This is a genomic window from Streptomyces sp. NPDC111802 (assembly GCF_055634335.1).
Genome location: NZ_JBVKCZ010000002.1, coordinates 1 through 15993, shown reverse-complemented (window position 1 = coordinate 15993; position 15993 = coordinate 1). Strand labels below are relative to the sequence as shown.

12 protein-coding genes are annotated in these 15993 nt (G+C 71.9%); all 12 read left to right on the top strand.

Translation table 11 applies throughout. The features are described 5' to 3' along the window. Positions 1–42 precede the first annotated feature (42 nt). Positions 43–735 (top strand): hypothetical protein, encoded by a 693-nt coding sequence (locus ACZ7NC_RS01780; RefSeq protein ID WP_471484006.1) that lies wholly within the window; start codon positions 43–45, stop codon positions 733–735. 10 nt (positions 736–745) lie between these two features. Beyond that, positions 746–1129 carry a hypothetical protein gene (locus ACZ7NC_RS01775; protein WP_471484004.1) on the top strand — a complete coding sequence of 128 codons (384 nt, stop codon included), beginning with the start codon at positions 746–748 and terminating at the stop codon, positions 1127–1129. Beyond that, positions 1122–2261, top strand: coding sequence for a hypothetical protein (locus ACZ7NC_RS01770; RefSeq protein WP_471484003.1), 1140 nt, complete (start codon positions 1122–1124; stop codon positions 2259–2261). The genes ACZ7NC_RS01775 and ACZ7NC_RS01770 overlap by 8 nt, the downstream gene beginning before the upstream one ends. A 47-nt stretch (positions 2262–2308) precedes the next feature. Beyond that, positions 2309–2845, top strand: a complete 537-nt coding sequence (locus ACZ7NC_RS01765) for a phage baseplate assembly protein V (RefSeq protein WP_471484002.1) — start codon at positions 2309–2311, stop codon at positions 2843–2845. A 56-nt stretch (positions 2846–2901) separates the two neighbouring features. After that, positions 2902–3237, top strand: coding sequence for a hypothetical protein (locus ACZ7NC_RS01760; RefSeq protein WP_471484001.1), 336 nt, complete (start codon positions 2902–2904; stop codon positions 3235–3237). Continuing rightward, positions 3234–3626 (top strand): GPW/gp25 family protein, encoded by a 393-nt coding sequence (locus ACZ7NC_RS01755; RefSeq protein ID WP_471483999.1) that lies wholly within the window; start codon positions 3234–3236, stop codon positions 3624–3626. Before ACZ7NC_RS01760 ends, ACZ7NC_RS01755 begins: the two co-directional genes overlap by 4 nt. Continuing rightward, entirely contained in the window at positions 3623–6727 is a 3105-nt protein-coding gene (locus ACZ7NC_RS01750; protein WP_471483998.1) for a putative baseplate assembly protein, read from the top strand. The genes ACZ7NC_RS01755 and ACZ7NC_RS01750 overlap by 4 nt, the downstream gene beginning before the upstream one ends. Next, positions 6724–10494 (top strand): putative baseplate assembly protein, encoded by a 3771-nt coding sequence (locus ACZ7NC_RS01745; protein WP_471483996.1) that lies wholly within the window; start codon positions 6724–6726, stop codon positions 10492–10494. The genes ACZ7NC_RS01750 and ACZ7NC_RS01745 overlap by 4 nt, the downstream gene beginning before the upstream one ends. After that, a complete protein-coding gene (locus tag ACZ7NC_RS01740; protein ID WP_471483994.1) occupies positions 10494–12680 on the top strand; it encodes a hypothetical protein in 2187 nt (728 codons plus the stop codon). Before ACZ7NC_RS01745 ends, ACZ7NC_RS01740 begins: the two co-directional genes overlap by 1 nt. Positions 12681–12758: 78 nt before the next feature. Further along, positions 12759–14306 (top strand): DUF6519 domain-containing protein, encoded by a 1548-nt coding sequence (locus tag ACZ7NC_RS01735; protein WP_471483993.1) that lies wholly within the window; start codon positions 12759–12761, stop codon positions 14304–14306. After that, the gene (locus ACZ7NC_RS01730) at positions 14306–15193 is read left to right on the top strand and encodes a peptidoglycan-binding protein (protein WP_471483990.1); all 888 of its coding nucleotides are present in this window, start codon (positions 14306–14308) and stop codon (positions 15191–15193) included. Before ACZ7NC_RS01735 ends, ACZ7NC_RS01730 begins: the two co-directional genes overlap by 1 nt. 144 nt (positions 15194–15337) lie before the next feature. Beyond that, positions 15338–15993, top strand: a 656-nt coding sequence (paaA, locus tag ACZ7NC_RS01725) for a 1,2-phenylacetyl-CoA epoxidase subunit PaaA (RefSeq protein ID WP_471483989.1), incomplete at its 3' end; no start/stop codon positions are given.

Below are 15993 nucleotides of genomic sequence, written 5' to 3'. Positions count from 1 at the left end.
CGTTCCGGCTTTCCGCCGGCCCTTGCCCACGGAGACCGCGCGGTGACCCGCTACGCCGACATCCCCAGACCCATCCGCTCCGGAATAGTCGTGGTCAACCCCGACACCGGCACCCCCCAGCGGATCATCGTCCTGCAGTTCAACCCTGACACCCTCGAGCGCAGCGTCGCCCCCCAGTCCGCCGGCGACAGCGGTGACTCCGGAAGCGGTGGCGCCGGCAGTGGTGACCGTAATGAGGCCCTCCGGCTGAAGGGGCCCGCACAGGAGACCTGGAAGTTCACCGCCGAGATAGACGCCACCGACCAGTTCGAGATCGCCGCGCCCGACGGGATCCACCCCCAACTCGCCACCCTCGAAATGCTGGTGCAGCCGACCGTCGCTCAACTCCGGGCCGCGAGCAGGCTGTCGCAGAAGGGTGCCATCGAGATCAGCCCGATCGAGATGCCGCTCACCCTCTTCACTTGGGGGAGTAAGCGGGTCATGCCCGTCCGGCTCACCGAGCTCTCCGTCAATGAGTCGGCCTTTGACGTCAATCTCAATCCGATCCGTGCCTCCCTCAGTATCGGCATGAAGATCCTCACCGTCAGCGATCTGCCTGCCGGCCACCGCGGCGCCGATCTCTACATGGCGCACCTCGCGCAGAAGGAACGGCTCGCCGCGGCTGCCCGTGGTGGCGGCCTCGGCTCGCTGGGACTCGGTGGCATCGGAACCAACGTCGTGATCGGAAGGGGCTGAGCAGCACACCATGGCCGAGATCGAGCCCTACGAGAACGCCCTGGACGCCATACCGGGAGCCCACCCCTACCCCCGCACCAGCCGCTACCACGACGCCGAGACAGGGATCCATCGCCGCCCCGACGGCACCGAAGTCCGCTACACCAAGCGTCGTCTGCTCCCCCCACTCGACCAGACCTCCGACAGCGACGTCACCCAGCCCCACACCGTCGGCGCCGGCGAACGGCCTGACCTGCTCGCACAGCGCTACTTCGGCGACGTCGGCCAGTGGTGGCAGATCGCCGACGCCAACCCCGTACTCGATCCACGGGAGTTGACGGACGAGGCGGGGCGCGTCATCGACATCCCGCTCGCCGGCGGGTTCCCGGGCGGCAGGGGAGACCGGCGTGTTTGATCTGCCCGTGGGGCAGGGCCCCGTTCACATCACGCTCCTGATGGGGCCCAAGCTCGCCCGGCCCGTCCCGGCCGAGGTGACCGAGGCCCTGCTGTCCGCCCAGATCACCGCCACAGCGGGGGAGCGCAGCGGCTTCCAGCTCGCCTTCGACCTCACCAAAAACGGGCTCATCAGCAGACGGCTGCTACCGGAAGGGTTCTTCGATCCGAAGACCCGGCTCATCGTCACCGTCTCCGTCAAGGGCACTGCGGATGTCCTCTTCGACGGGCTCGTCGTCCGGCACGAGGTCGGCGCCAGCAACCAGCCGGGGCACTCCACCCTCACCGTCACCGGCGAGGACCTCACCCTCCTCATGGATCTGGAGGAGCGCACCGCCCGGTACCCGAACCTGCCGCCCTCCGAGCGCGTGCTCGCCATCCTCCGGCGTTACTCCGACTACGGCATACGGCCCGACGTCTACACCGAGAAGGTCGCCCAGCCCCCGCACCAGGACCTAAGGGTGCAGTACCAGACGGGTACCGACCTGCAATACGTCACCGAGCTCGCAAGGGCCAACGGCTACACCTTCTACCTCGAACCCGGACCCAACCCCGGCCAGTCCTCGGCCCGTTGGGGACCGGAGGTCCGCCTCGGCATCCGCCAGCACGCCCTCAACGTCAACATGGACGCCAACTCGACGGTGGACCAGCTGACCTTCGCGTACGACGGCACCGCGCGCGAAGAGCCGCAGGCCCGTTGGCAGAACCCCGCGACCCGGCAGTCGGACCTGCTCCCGCAGCCGTCCATCAGCCCGCTGCGCCCGCCCCTCGGCAAGCGGCCCACCCCGGCCCTCAAGCGCAGGACGCTCTCCGGCACGGCCAAGCACCAACGCGAGCAGGCCGAGGCCGAGTTGCTCGCTCGTGCAGCCGTGTCCGCCGACGTCGTCTCCGGTTCCGGCTCGCTCGATGTCAACCGGCACGGCTACATCCTCTCGCCCCGCCAGCTCGTCGGCGTCCGCGGCGCCGGACGGGCGTACGACGGCGACTACTTCGTCAAGTCCGTCACGCACAACCTGCGCCCGGGCTCGTACCAGCAGAACTTCACCCTCTCCAGGGAGGGGCTCGAAGCCCGCAGCGACTACGTCCGGCCCTGAGCCGCGCACCCCCACCTCTCAGACCATCGACCAGGAGCACCTCCACCATGGCGGCACCCAGCAATCGCTACCTCGGCAAGTTCCGCGGCCGGGTCGTCAGCAACGACGACCCGCTGCGCATCGGCCGTATCACCGTCGAGGTCCCGGACGTCCTCGGTGACGAGCCGTCCACCTGGGCGCTGCCCTGTCTGCCGTTCACCGGGCCGGAGTCGGGACAGTTCGTGGTGCCGCCGCCCGGCGCGGGCGTGTGGGTGGAGTTCGAGCAGGGGGATCCCAGCTTCCCGGTGTGGACCGGGTGCTGGTACGGGGCCGCCGACGAGCTTCCGCCCGACGCGCGGCGGGAGCTTCAGGGCAACTCGCCGAACAAGCCCGTCGTCGTGCAGACGCCGCAGGCGCACAAGCTCGTCATGAACGACACGCCGGGTGCCGAACAGGGGATTCTGCTGCAGGCCCAGGGCGGCGCGTACATCCGTATCACCAAGGAGGCCGTGGTCATCTCGACCGGCGCCGGCGCCGAGGTCCTGCTGCGCGGCAACGAAGTGACCATCAATGAGGGCCAGTTGACCGTGCTCTCGAAGCGATGAAGCGATGAACCGATGAAGCGATGAAAGCGACGAAGGAAGACGGGGGATCCAGAACCATGCCCGGGAGTCTGCTCGACGCCGGCGCCGTGATCGGCTGTCCGCACGGCGGCCGTGTCGCGCCCACCACCACATCCTCCGACGGCGTACGCCTCGCGGCCGGCGCCGTCGCCACGGCCGCCCACAGCTACGTCGTCACCGGCTGCCCGCACACCGTCGACGGCGTGCCCTCGCCGTGCGTGACGGTCCGCTGGACCGCCGACGGCACCGGCATCACCGTCGACGGCGCGCCGGTGCTGCTCGACACCTCCGCGGCCGAGTGCTTCACCGCGGCCTTCGTGCCGCAGGGACCGCCCGTCGTCCAGGGCGCGCAGCGAAAGGTCACCGTCCGATGAGCCGCCACACCAGCAGTCGTCCGCGCAGCGACATCGCCTTTCCCTTCCGTGCCGACCGCCGGGGCCGTACCGCGCACGCCATGCGCGGCGAGCACGTCCACGACCTGATCGAGCAACTGCTGTTCACCAGCCCGGGCGAGCGCGTGATGCGGCCCGACTTCGGCTGCGGGCTGCTCGATCTGGTCTTCGCGCCGACCAGCCCGGAACTCATCAGCACTCTCGAACTCTCCGTCCAGGCCTCGCTCCAGCGCTGGCTCGGCGATCTCATCGAGGTGGAGGCCCTCGACGTGATCAGCGAGGACAACGTCGTCCGTGTGTATCTGTCGTACGTCATACGCGCCGACGGCGCCCGGCGCGACGACGTGTTCGAAGGGAGGACCGCGGCATGACCGGGACCACCGCCACCTCCCGCCGGGCCAAGGTCCGGGCCGCCCAGCTCAACGGCGTCGACTCCGTCGAGGTCGGCGACGACGGACTGCTGCTCACCGTCAGCTTCCTCGGGAAGGCCCCGCACGGCCTCGGGCCGGAGAACGTGCGCATCGACGGCGGCCGCCGAATCACCGGCATCACCGCCGTGGACGTCAGCGTGGAACGCGAGGAGGACCCCGAGCTCGACGACCGGCTCTACGTCACCCTCGACAAGGCAGGCGACACCTCCCGCTACCGGTTCTCCCTCGTCGAGACCGACCCTTACGGCCGGCCCGGGACGCAGCCGTATCGAGGCTTCGACCAGCGCTACCACAGCGCGACCTTCGCCTTCCGGCCCGACTGCCCCGCCCCCTTCGACTGCACGGACGGCGAGGCGGAGCCCGAGGGCTTCCCGTCCGCGCCGGTCATCGACTACACCGCCCGCGACTACAACACCATCCGCAAGCTGCTCCTGGACCGCCTCGCGCTGACCACCCCCGACTGGGTCGAGCGCAACGCGGCCGACCTGGGCGTGACCCTCGTCGAGCTGCTCGCGCACACCGGCGACCAGATCAGCTACCAGCAGGACGCGGTCGCCACCGAGGCCTACCTCGACACCGCTCGGCGACGGGTCTCGGTACGGCGGCACGTCCGGCTCATCGACTACGCGATGCACGACGGCTGCACCGCGCGTGCGTACGTCGCCGTCGAGACCGCCGGTGACCACACGCTCGCCCCGGGCACCTACCGCTTCGCCTCCGTCGACGTGCGCACCCTCGACCCGCACGACCGCCCCGAGCCGGGCACCGTCGTCGACGAGGCCGACCTCGGCGACCTCGACGAGCGCGGCTCGGTGGAGGTCTTCGAACCCGTCGTCAGCGCCGACCCGCTGGAGCTGCGCGTCGCGCACAACGCGATCCGCCTGTGGACGTGGGGCGGCGAGGTGCGCACCCTGCCGAAGGGCGCCACCTCCGCGACCCTGCGCGACGCATGGGTGGACCCGGAGACCTGCCGAGAGCGGCAACTCGACCTCCGTCCCGGCGATCTGCTCGTCCTGGAGGAGGTCAAGGGCCCGCGCACCGGCACCCCCGGCGACGCCGACCCGAGTCACCGGCAGGCCGTCCGTCTGACCTCCGTCACCCGGGCCGTGGACCGCATCGAGGACCAGCCGGTCCTGGAGGTCGCCTGGGCCGCCGAGGACGCCCTGCGCTTCCCGCTCTGCCTCACGACACACGGCGGTCGTGACTGCCTGCCCGTCGAGGACGTGACGCTCGCCCGCGGCAATGTCGTCCTGGTCGACCACGGCCGTACCCTCCACGGGCTGCCCGAGACGTTCACCGTTCCGCAGGTACCCGCCGAGGTCGCCCCGTGCGACCCTCCCGCCTTCGGCTGCCACGACCGCGACGAGGGCAACGCGCCCGCGCGGCTCATCAACTCCCTCACGGACCAGGCGGAATCGGGCGAGGCCCTGACCCCCGATGACGTCCGTGAGCTGCTCGAGGTGGTCGGCGAGGGGGCGACCAACCGCGCCGGGATCGGTCTGGAACGCGCCGGTCAGCGCCATGAGCGTGTCGTGCCCGGCACGGCGTACGCCCAGGCCGGCGCGCTGCGCACGCTGCTCGCCCAGTCCGTCTATCCCGGCATTCGGCCCCGCTTCCGCCCCGTCCTCGGCCGCGCGCCCGTCGTGCAGGCGGTGCCCTTCCCCGAGCCGGACAGGGTCGCCGCCGGGCAGGCCGAGCGGATCGCAGCGATCCCGGGGCTGGTACGGCAGCGGCTCGTCGAGCTGTGGCGCAGCGCCCGTGACCGGGACGGTCTCGCCGAGGAGGAGATCGCCGAACTCGCGGTGATCTACGGCCTGCGGATCCTGGAGCGGATCGAGCTGCGCCGTCACCCGATCCGTGCCCTGCGTGAACTCCTGTTCCGCAGCGATAAGTTGCTCGACGCCAAGCTGCGCCGTGTCGAGGTCCTCACGGCCCGCGCCCGCGCGGGCACCGTCCTGGACGGCCACATCGCCTGGGAGGTCGCCCACGGCTGGGGGCCGTCGTACGCGGCCGGGCTGCACCCCGACGAGCCGGTGCTGCGCGGCTCGGCCACCGCCGCCCTGGCCCAGGATCCGCGTCGCGCCCTGCCCGCGGTACGGCTGCACTCCGGCGAGGACGACGAGGTGTGGCAGACGCGCCGCGACTTGCTCGACAGCGGCCCCCGCGACCGGCACTTCGTCGGTGAGTTGGAGGACGACGGCCGAATCGCCCTGCGCTTCGGGGACGGACGGCACGGCGCCGAGCCGACGCCGGGTGCACGGCTCGCCGCGCACTACCGCCTCGGCGGCGGAACGGCCGGCAACGTCGGCGCGGAGGCCATCAACCACCTCGTCGTCCAGTCCGACTGCGAGCCGCCGCCCGCCGCCGTCGTACGCAACCCGCTGCCCGCCGTCGGCGGCACGGAACCCGAACCCGTCGAACAGGTACGCCAGTTGGCCCCACTCGACCTGCGCCGCACCCGGCTGCGCGCCGTCACCGCCGAGGACTACGCCGCCCTCGCCACCGCCCTGCCCGGCGTACAGCGCGCGGCGGCGGAGCTGCGCTGGACCGGCAGCGTCCAGGAGGCGCACATCGCGATCGACGCGTACGGCGACGGCGCCCCGTCGGCCGAGCTGCTCGCTTCCGTCGCCCAGGCCCTGGAGCCGTACCGGCGTATCGGCCACGACCTCGTGGTCGGCGCCGCGCGTCTCGTCCCGCTGGACATCGCGCTCACCGTGTGTGCCGAGCCGGGTCACCAGCACGGGCAGATCCTGGCCGAGCTGTACCGCGTACTCGGCAGCGGTGTGCGCGGCCTCTTCCACCCGGACGCGCTGACCTTCGGCGAACCGGTACGGCTCAGTCGGCTCGTCGCCGTCGCGGCCGCCGTGCCCGGTGTCGAGAGTGTCCAAGTCACCCGCCTGCAACGGCTGTTCGAGCCGGACCGAGGAGAGAGGGAGGACGGCGTGCTGCGGCTCGGCCCGCTGGAGATCGCCACCTGCGACAACGACCCGGACCGGCCGGAGAACGGCCGGCTGGCGATATCCCTGGGAGGTGCCCGATGACCGAGGGCACGATCACCGACGACTGCGGCTGCGGCGGCGCCTGCCGCGTCGGCCACGACGAGCGCCTCGCCCCGGCCCCGGTGCACAACCCCCCCGGCCGTACGGCCCTCGACTACCGCGTCGGCGAGTACGGCTCCTTCCGGGCCGCCCTGCTCGACCGCCTCGCCTCACCCGCGTACCCGGCCCTGGCAGGCCTCACCGTCCGCACCCCGGACGACCCGGCGATCGGCCTCCTCGACGCGACCGCGGTCCTTGGCGACCTGCTCACCTTCCACTCGGAGCGCATCGCAGACGAGGCCTACATCCGCACGGCCAACGAACATCGCTCCCTGGTCCTGCTCGGCCGCCTCGTCGGCCACCGCCCCCGCCCCGGCGTCGCCGCCGCCACTCATCTGGCGTACACCCTGGAACGCGACCCGCGCGCCGAGGCGCTGCCCGTGCTGATCCCGCGCGGTGCCCGCAGCCACAGCGTGCCGGCCTCGGCCGACGAGCAGTCCCTGACCTTCGAGACCAGCCGTGACCTGACGGCCCGCTGGGACTGGAACGAGCTGAAGGTACGCCGCCGGCGGCCCTCCCTCGTCACGCCCGAGGACCTGGAGCGCCGCTCGGAGCTCTTCGTCGAGGGCACCGCCAACTCGCTGCAGACCGGGGACCAGTTGCTCTTCGTCTTCGGCGAACAGGCGGGCGGCGAACGCAAGTTGCTGCCGATCGCGAAAGCACGTGTCGACCGGGAGGACGAGATCACCGCGATCTCCCTGCCGAAGTCGGCGCCGCCGACCCTGAAGGAACTCCTCGACGAGGCGCGGCGCTGGACCGCGGCCCCGCAGGCCCCGGGCGAGCCGGGCGACGAGCCCCCCACACCCCAGGTGCCCAACCCGCGCCCGGTCAGCCGGCTGATCGAGGACTTCGAGGACCAGGTCCTCGCGCCCCTGCGGACCGACCTGGACGGCATCAGGACACCCGAGCGACTCGCGGCGCGGCTCACCGAACCCGTCGCACGGCTCGGCGAGGCACAGGTGCTCGCCGAGCCGTACGAGGACGTGGCGGCGTGGTTCGAGCAGCTGGAGGCGGTGCTCGCCGAACTGGCGGAACGCGCACTGGAGTTGGCTCCCGCACAGCCCGTCGACGGTGAGCGGGCACGGGTCCTGAAGAGCACCGTGGATCCTCGGACGGCTGCCCTGAAGACCCTGGGCGCGGTCCTGCCCGCCCTGCGCGCCTCCACCCCCGCCCCGCAGGGCGGCCCCGGCTCCCAGCGTCCGGGCACCGACACCGCGCGCCTGCTCTCCGCCCTGAACCCCGGCCTCGGCACCCTCTACCCGGCGTGGCGGACGGCCGCCGCCCCGGGCGTCCCACGGCTGCTGCGCGAGTTGCTCGCCATGCGGGTCACCGCCGCCCCCTTCGGCGCCACGGCACCGCTCAAGCCGGTCCAGGACAACCGCGGCCGAGTCATCCGCACCGCCGACTGGCCGCTCACCGGGGCCGTGCTGGCGAGCATGCGGGTCGTGTACGACACCTCGGGCAGGACGCCGGTCCGGGCCGAGTTCCAGTACGTCGAGGGCAGCAGCTCCGACCAGCGCGCCGAGAACCTCCCGGTCGCCCAGCCGGTGAACTTCCCGCTCGGCACGGGCCAGGTCGAGCTGTCGGTGCGCTCCGGCCAGGACCGCGACCTCAACTGGCTGAACCGCCGCCCCAGCGACTCCCAGGAGCCCGGCGTCACGGCCCGTCTCCACTCGGGCCTGCCCGAGCGCACGATCTTCGTGTCCCGGCCGGACGACGAGGGCCTGGTCCATGTCGGCGTGCACAACGGCACGTCCGAGCAGATCACGCTGCGGCCGAACGCGAACGAGCAGTTCACGCACGGCGAGTACGAGGTCAGCCTCAAATACACGGTGGGTACCACCGAGCCCAACGTGGAAGTCGTCATCGCCAGCAAGCCCGAGCCGCTCAACCGCCGCGTCCTCCAGCTCGACTCGGTCCACACCGGCATCACGGTCGGCAGCTGGGTCGCCGTCCAGCGCCCCGCGAAGGGCGCCCAGGACGGCGTCCCCGGCGACGCCCACCTCGCGTTCGTCACCACCCAGGTCGTCGCGGCCCGTACGGCGGCGTACACCAACTACGGCATCACCGGACGCGGCACCGAACTCACCCTCGCCGAACCGTGGTTGGACGAGTTCGACGTCCTCCTCTCCCACATCCGCGACACCACGGTGCACGCGGCGGGCGAACCGCTCCGCCTCGCCGACGAACCGCTCGGCGAGGACGTGCACGGCAACGAGATCGAACTCGCCGAGCTGTACGACGGGTTGCGGCCCGGCCGCACGCTCATGGTGAGCGGCGAGCGCAGTGACATCCCGGGAACGGCGGGCGTCCGCGCCACCGAGGTCGTCACCATCGCCGCCGCCGACCCGGCCGTCGATCCCCAACTGCCCGGCGACCACGTCCACACCAGGCTCACCCTGACCGCCGACCTCGCGCACCGCTACCGCCGCGAGACCGTCAGGGTCCTGGGCAACGTCGTCGAGGCCACCCACGGTGAGAGCCGCGAGGAGGCCATCGGCAGCGGTGACTCGGACCGCGTGAACCAGACGTTCGCGCTCTGGCAGTCCCCGCTCACCTGGCTCGCCGACGACAATCCGCTCGGTGCCACCCCGGTTCTGGACATCCGCGTCGACGGTGTCCGGTGGCACGAGGTCGACAGTCTCGCCGGACGCGGCCCCGGCGAGCGGATCTACATCACCGGCTCCACCGCCGACGGCCGTACGACGGTGACGTTCGGCGACGGCGTCAACGGCGCGCGGCTGCCGTCCGGCCACGAGAACATCCGCGCCCGCTACCGCTTCGGCACCGGCAAGGCGGCCAACGTCGCCGCCGACCGCGTCACCCAGCCCCTCACCCGCCCGCTCGGCGTCACCCAGGTGACCAACCCGCGCCCGGCGAAGGGCGGCGCGGACGCGGACGGCCCCGGCCTGACCCGCCGTACGATCCCGCTCGCCGTCTCGGCGCTGGACCGCCTGGTCTCCGCGTCCGACTACGAGGACTTCGCCCGCTCCCGCGCCGGCATCGGCCGGGCCGCCGCGCGCGAACTCTTCGACGGCCGGCGGCGCGTGCTGCATGTGACGGTCGCGGGCACCGACGACGTGCCGATCGACGGCGACTCGGACACGCTCAAGGCCCTGCGCGGCGCGCTGACCGAGTACGGGGACATGAGCCTGCCCGTTCGGGTGGACGTGCGCGAGCTCGTCCTGCTGCTCATCGCCGCCAAGGTGAAGGTCGCTCCCGACCACGCCTGGGAGATCGTGGAGCCGCGTCTTCGCCAGGCCCTGTTCGGCCGACTCGGCTACGAGGGACGGGAGTTGGGCCGTCCGGCCCGGCTCTCGGACATCCTTGCCACGGCCCATTCCGTGCCCGGCGTCGACTACCTGGACGTCGACGTCTTCACCGGCGTCCCCGCGTCCGCCACACCCGAGGAACTCACCGGGACCCTCACCGACCCCGGCCCGCCCAAGGCGTCGGTCCCGGCGCACCCGGCCACGTACGACGAACGGGTCCACACGGTCCGCGCCGCGAACGGCGAGACCCTGTCGGAGATCTGCGCCCAGTACGGCGTCCCGCTCGCCGAACTCCTGCGCCTCAACCCCGACATCACCGACACCCGGCGCCTGGCGAAGGGCCGTTCGGTGTTCGTCTTCCGCGGTATCCGCCCGGCGCAGCTCGCGCTGCTGTCGCCGAAGGCCGCGGACACCCTGATTCTGACGGAGGTCAAGTGATGTCCCCGGACGTCAAGTTGGAGACCGCGACCCCGGCGACGACGTCCAGGGAACCCGACGGGCTCGCAGCCCTGCTGCCCCGCTGGCACCTGCTGCGCGACGCCGAGGAGGGCGAGCCGCTGCGCGCGCTGCTCGCGGTGATCGCCGAGCAGCTCGACCGGGTCCGCGACGGCGTCCAGCAGGGCTATGAGGACCTGTTCGTGGAGACGGCGGCGCCCTGGGTGCTGCCGTACCTCGGCGATCTGGTCGGCTATCGCACCCTGCCGGGCTACGAGCGGGTCCTCACGACCGGCCTGCACGAGGGTGGCCGCGCCGCCCTCGCGGAGGCCGTCGCCCCGCGCGCCGACGTGGCCGCGACCGGCGCCAACCGCCGCCGCAAGGGCACCCTGCACCTTCTGGAGGAACTCTCCGGGCAGGTCACCGGCTGGCCCGCCCGCGCCGTCGAACTGTCCCGGCAGGTCGCCCACACCCAGCCCGTGAAGCTGCACGGCGACACCGGCGTCCACCGCGGCGGACGCGGCCGGCTCGTGGACCTGCGCGACAACTCCTCGCTCGACCTCGCGGGCGGCCCCTTCGGCGCCACGGCCCGCACGGTCGACGTGCGCCGCGCCAACTCCCTTCGCAGGCAGGGTGGTTGGACTCCGGCCGGAGTCGCGCTGTTCGTCTGGCGGCTGAAGGCGCACTCGCTGACCCAGTCCCCGGCGTACTGCATCGACCGCGCACGCAACCTCTACACCTTCTCGATCCTGGGCAACGACACCCCGCTGGTCACCAAGCCGTTCCCGGAGCCGTCGCCCACGCACATCGCGACGATCGACAACGTCCCGGCGTTCATCACCCGCCGCCGGCTCCAGGACCGGCTCACCGACTACTACGGCCCCGGCAAGAGCCTCGTCATCCGGCGCGACGGCGAGGACCAGCCGGTGCCGCCGTCCGACATCGTGGTCGCCGACCTGTCCGAGTGGCGGTATCGGCCGAAGCGCGGCCAGGTGGCCGTCGACCCGGAGCTCGGGCGGATCGCGTTCGGGTCGCGGTCGGCGCCACGGAAGGGCGTGTGGGTGGACTACCAGTACGCGTCCGCCGCGGACATGGGCGGCGGCGAGTACCAGCGCCCCGACCGGGAGCCGCGTCCCGAGGCGGAGGTCTACCGGGTCGGGCCCGGGCAGCCGTACCGCCAGATCATGGACGCCTACCGCGCCTGGCAGCACGACCGGCGGGCCGACCGGACCGGTCCCGCCGGCATCATCGAGATCACGCACAGCGGCGCCTACCAGGAGCAGCTGGACTTCGACCTCGACCCCGGCGACCGCCTCGAGGTCCGCGCGGCCGAGGGCACCCGGCCGGTGATCCGACTGCTCGACTGGTACAGCAACCGCCCCGACGCCCTCAACATCCGTGCCGTGTCCGACGACTGCGCCCCGCACGAGCGTCCACGCCTCGTCCTCGACGGCCTGCTGGTCGCCGGCCGCGGTATCAACGTCACCGGCGCCATGGGCGCCGTAGTCGTACGGCACTCCACGCTCGTGCCCGGCTGGTCGCTGGAGCCCGAATGCGACCCGCACTCGCCGGAGGAACCCAGCATCGTCCTGGAGCGCACCACCGCGTGCCTCCAGATCGAGCACAGCATCCTCGGCACCATCGAGGTCATCGGCGACGAGGTGAGCGAGGACCCCCTCGACATCCATCTGCGTGACAGCGTCCTCGACGCCACCGGCCACGGCCGCGAGGCCCTGTCCGCGCCGGACTGCCGCCACGCCCACGCGGTGCTGCATCTGCACCGCACCACGGTGATCGGGGAGATCTTCACGCACGCCGTGCGGATCGCCGAGAACTCGATCCTCACCGGCAGGCTCCACGTGGCCCGGCGCGGGATCGGCTGCCTGCGGTACTCGTATGTGCCGCCCGGCTCGCGCACCCCGCGCCGGTACCGCTGCCAGCCCGATCTCGTCGGGCCCGAACAGGCCGTTCGGGTACGGCCGTTGTTCGCCTCCGAGCGCTACGGGACGCCCTGGTACGGGCTGCTCGCCGACCGGTGCGCGGAGGAGATCCGGCGCGGCTCGGACGACGGCGCCGAGATGGGCGCCTTCCACGACCTGTACCGGCCGCAGCGCGAGGACGGCCTCAGGGCACGGCTCGCGGAGTACACCCCGGCGGGCACGGACGCCGGGATCTTCTTCGTGACGTGAGGCGAGACATGACACATGACATGCGCGCCGCCGCCGTAAGCCCTACCCGCACTTTCCTGAACCAGGGGGACCCCCTTCATGCACGCTGACCTCTCCCGCCTCACGTTCCGCCCGCAGCGGCGCTACTCGGCGGTCATCGCCCAGCAGGGGCGCGTCCAGCTCGACGCCGACATCAACGAGCAGACCGCGATCCAGCTGCACCAGGCCCGCACCCTCGCCGCCGACCTGATCGGCCGGCACGGCGGACCCCGTGACGCCGCGGGCTTCAAGATCGACTACGTGGGCGGCAAGCACGACATCGACACGCTCCTCATCCACGGCGGCCGCTACTACGTCGACGGCATCCTGGTCGACGCGACCCGCCCGGCGCCCGGCGTTCCGGTCCCGGACGAGGACGCCGAGGAGCAGGACTCCGCCGCCCCTCCGGCGCACTGGACGTACTGGGACCAGCCCGACGGCTTCCGCGACCCGGAGAAGCCCGGCGACCGGCTGCCCTCGCCCGCCACATCGCCGTTCGTGGTCTACCTGAGCGTGTGGGAGCGTGCCGTCTCCGCCGCCGAGGACCCGGCGCTGCGCGAGGTCGCCCTCGGCGCCGCGATGCCGGACACCGCCGCGCGCGTGAAGGTCGTATGGCAGGTGCTGCCGCTGTCGCTGTCCGCGCTGGACATCGAGGAGACCGACCCGTCGAAGGAGGTCGTGCGGGCCGCCTTCGACAAGTGGGCGCAGAAGCAGGCCACGCCCTCCGCACGCCTCGCCGCCCGCAGCGAGCGGCCCGACCACGCCGACGAGGACCCCTGCCTGGTCAAGCCGGACGCCCGCTACCGCGGCCAGGAGAACCAGCTGTACCGCGTCGAGGTGCACTCCGGCGGCGAGGCCAAGGACGCCACCTTCAAGTGGTCCCGTGAGAACGGCTCGGTGGTCTTCCCGGTCGACGAACTCGACGGCACCTGGGTGCAGTTGGCGTCCCTCGGCCACGACGACAAGCTGGACCTGGACGTCGGCGACCACGTGGAGCTGGTCGACACCGCGTACGCCTCCCGTCTCGAACCCCTGCCCCTGCTGCGGGTCGAGGAACTGGACCTGCCGGGCCGCAGGGTCCGCCTGAGCGCCGAGCCCGACCAGGCCGTGGGGCGGCTGCCCCACCTCAACCCGTACCTGCGGCGCTGGGACCACCACGAGGGGCCCAGGCGCAAGGGGCGTACGACAGCCCTGAAGGGCGGCGCCGTCCCCGTCACGGAGGGGGAGTGGCTGCCGCTGGAGGACGGCGTCGAGGTGTACTTCGCCAAGGGCGCCGACTACCGCACCGGCGACCACTGGATCGTCCCCGCCCGCACCGCCACCGGCAACGTCGAGTGGCCCACGGACGCCGCTCGTCGCCCACTGCTCCAGGGCCCCTCCGGCATCGTCCGCGGGTTCGCGCCGCTCGCCCTGGTCAAGGGTGAGGGCGGCACCGTCGATCTGCGCCTCGCCTTCAACCCGCTGGCCAGCAGCATCCCGGCCGCTGACGAGGCGACGCTCGCGGCGGAGGAACAGGCGCGCCGGGAGGAGCAGTTGGCGGAGGACCCGTCCCGCGGGAGGTCGCACACCACGGCGGAAGCGGAGGCCTCGGCGGAAGGAGACGAGTGATGGCGAAGCCGCTGAGCGCGTCCAAGATGGTGGAGATCCTCCGTGCGGAGGGCCTGACGGTCCACGAGGTGCGCAGCTGGCGCACCCACAACCGCAACAGCAAGGGCCCCTGGGGCCCGGTGAACGGCGTGATGATCCACCACACCGTCACCAAGGGCACCGAGAACTCGGTGAACATCTGCTACAACGGCTACTCCGGGCTGCCCGGCCCGCTGTGCCACGGTGTCATCGACAAGCAGGGCCACATCCACCTCGTCGGCAACGGCCGCGCCAACCACGCCGGCCTCGGCGACAGCGACGTTCTGCGCGCCGTGATCAACGAGTCCAAGCTGCCGCACGACAACGAGGCCGACACCGACGGCAACGCCCACTTCTACGGATTCGAGTGCGTCAACCTCGGCGACGGCAAGGACCCCTGGCCCGAGGCACAGAAGGAGGCCATCGAGAAGGTCTCCGCCGCGATCTGCCGCCACCACGGCTGGAGCGAGCGCTCGGTGATCGGGCACAAGGAGTGGCAGCCCGGAAAGCAGGACCCGCGCGGCTTCACCATGGACGGCATGCGCGGGCGCATCGCGCAGCGCCTCAAGGGCGGGGGAGGAGGGGCGCCCGAGCCGGACCCGAAGCCCGCGCCCAAGCCGAAGTACGAGCCCTTCCCGGGCAGCGGCTTCTTCCACATCGGCCAGAGGTCCCCGATCATCACCGCGATGGGCCGCCGCCTGGTCGCCGAGGGGTGCGGCCGCTACGAGGAGGGCCCGAGCCCCGAGTGCACCGAGGCCGACCGCCGCTCCTACGCCGCCTGGCAGCAAAAGCTCGGCTTCAAGGGCAAGGACGCGGACGGCATCCCGGGCAAGGTCAGCTGGGACAGGCTGCACGTGCCCAACGTGTGACGGCATCGCCCACGCCCTGAATCGGCCCAGATACCCCTCGGGGGTGTCCTGGGCCGATTCCGTGCGCTCGAAGGGTCTTGCTCCCCTGGCGGAAACCCGTCACACTGGATACCGAACGAATGGTCGGTTGGGGAACGGGATTCGATGACGACTGCACACTCCGCCGAGGCGCCCGTCGAGGAGCCGCTCCGGGAACACTTCGACGCGACGATCTCACGCGACCAGCGGATCGAGCCGCGTGACTGGATGCCGGAGGGTTACCGCAAGACGCTGATCCGGCAGATCGCGCAGCATGCCCACTCGGAGATCATCGGGATGCAGCCCGAGGGTGAGTGGATCACGCGCGCGCCGTCGCTGCGCCGCAAGGCGATCCTGTTCGCCAAGGTCCAGGACGAGGCCGGGCACGGGCTGTACCTGTACTCGGCGGCGGAGACCCTGGGCGCCGACCGCGCGGACCTGACCGACCGGCTGATCGAGGGCCGCCAGAAGTACTCGTCGATCTTCAACTACCCGACGCCGAGTTTCGCCGACGTCGGGGTGATCGGCTGGTTCGTGGACGGCGCCGCGATCTGCAACCAGGTGCCGCTGTGCCGGTCGTCCTACGGGCCGTATGCGCGTGCGATGGTGCGGATCTGCAAGGAGGAGTCCTTCCATCAGCGGCAGGGCTATGAGCTGCTGATGACGATGATGCGCGGCACCGAGGCGCAGCGGGCGATGGTGCAGGACGCCGTGGACCGCTGGTGGTGGCCGTCGCTGATGATGTTCGGCCCGCCCGACGACGCCTCGCCCAACTCCGCGCA

Excerpts from the sequence above, each read along its gene's own strand:
- ACZ7NC_RS01740 (WP_471483994.1), top strand. The coding sequence starts at position 10,494 with ATGTCCCCGGACGTCAAGTTGGAGACCGCGACCCCGGCGACGACGTCC.
- ACZ7NC_RS01750 (WP_471483998.1), top strand. The coding sequence starts at position 3,623 with ATGACCGGGACCACCGCCACCTCCCGCCGGGCCAAGGTCCGGGCCGCC.
- ACZ7NC_RS01760 (WP_471484001.1), top strand. The coding sequence starts at position 2,902 with ATGCCCGGGAGTCTGCTCGACGCCGGCGCCGTGATCGGCTGTCCGCAC.
- ACZ7NC_RS01755 (WP_471483999.1), top strand. The coding sequence starts at position 3,234 with ATGAGCCGCCACACCAGCAGTCGTCCGCGCAGCGACATCGCCTTTCCC.
- ACZ7NC_RS01730 (WP_471483990.1), top strand. The coding sequence starts at position 14,306 with ATGGCGAAGCCGCTGAGCGCGTCCAAGATGGTGGAGATCCTCCGTGCG.
- ACZ7NC_RS01765 (WP_471484002.1), top strand. The coding sequence starts at position 2,309 with ATGGCGGCACCCAGCAATCGCTACCTCGGCAAGTTCCGCGGCCGGGTC.
- ACZ7NC_RS01745 (WP_471483996.1), top strand. The coding sequence starts at position 6,724 with ATGACCGAGGGCACGATCACCGACGACTGCGGCTGCGGCGGCGCCTGC.
- ACZ7NC_RS01775 (WP_471484004.1), top strand. The coding sequence starts at position 746 with ATGGCCGAGATCGAGCCCTACGAGAACGCCCTGGACGCCATACCGGGA.
- ACZ7NC_RS01735 (WP_471483993.1), top strand. The coding sequence starts at position 12,759 with ATGCACGCTGACCTCTCCCGCCTCACGTTCCGCCCGCAGCGGCGCTAC.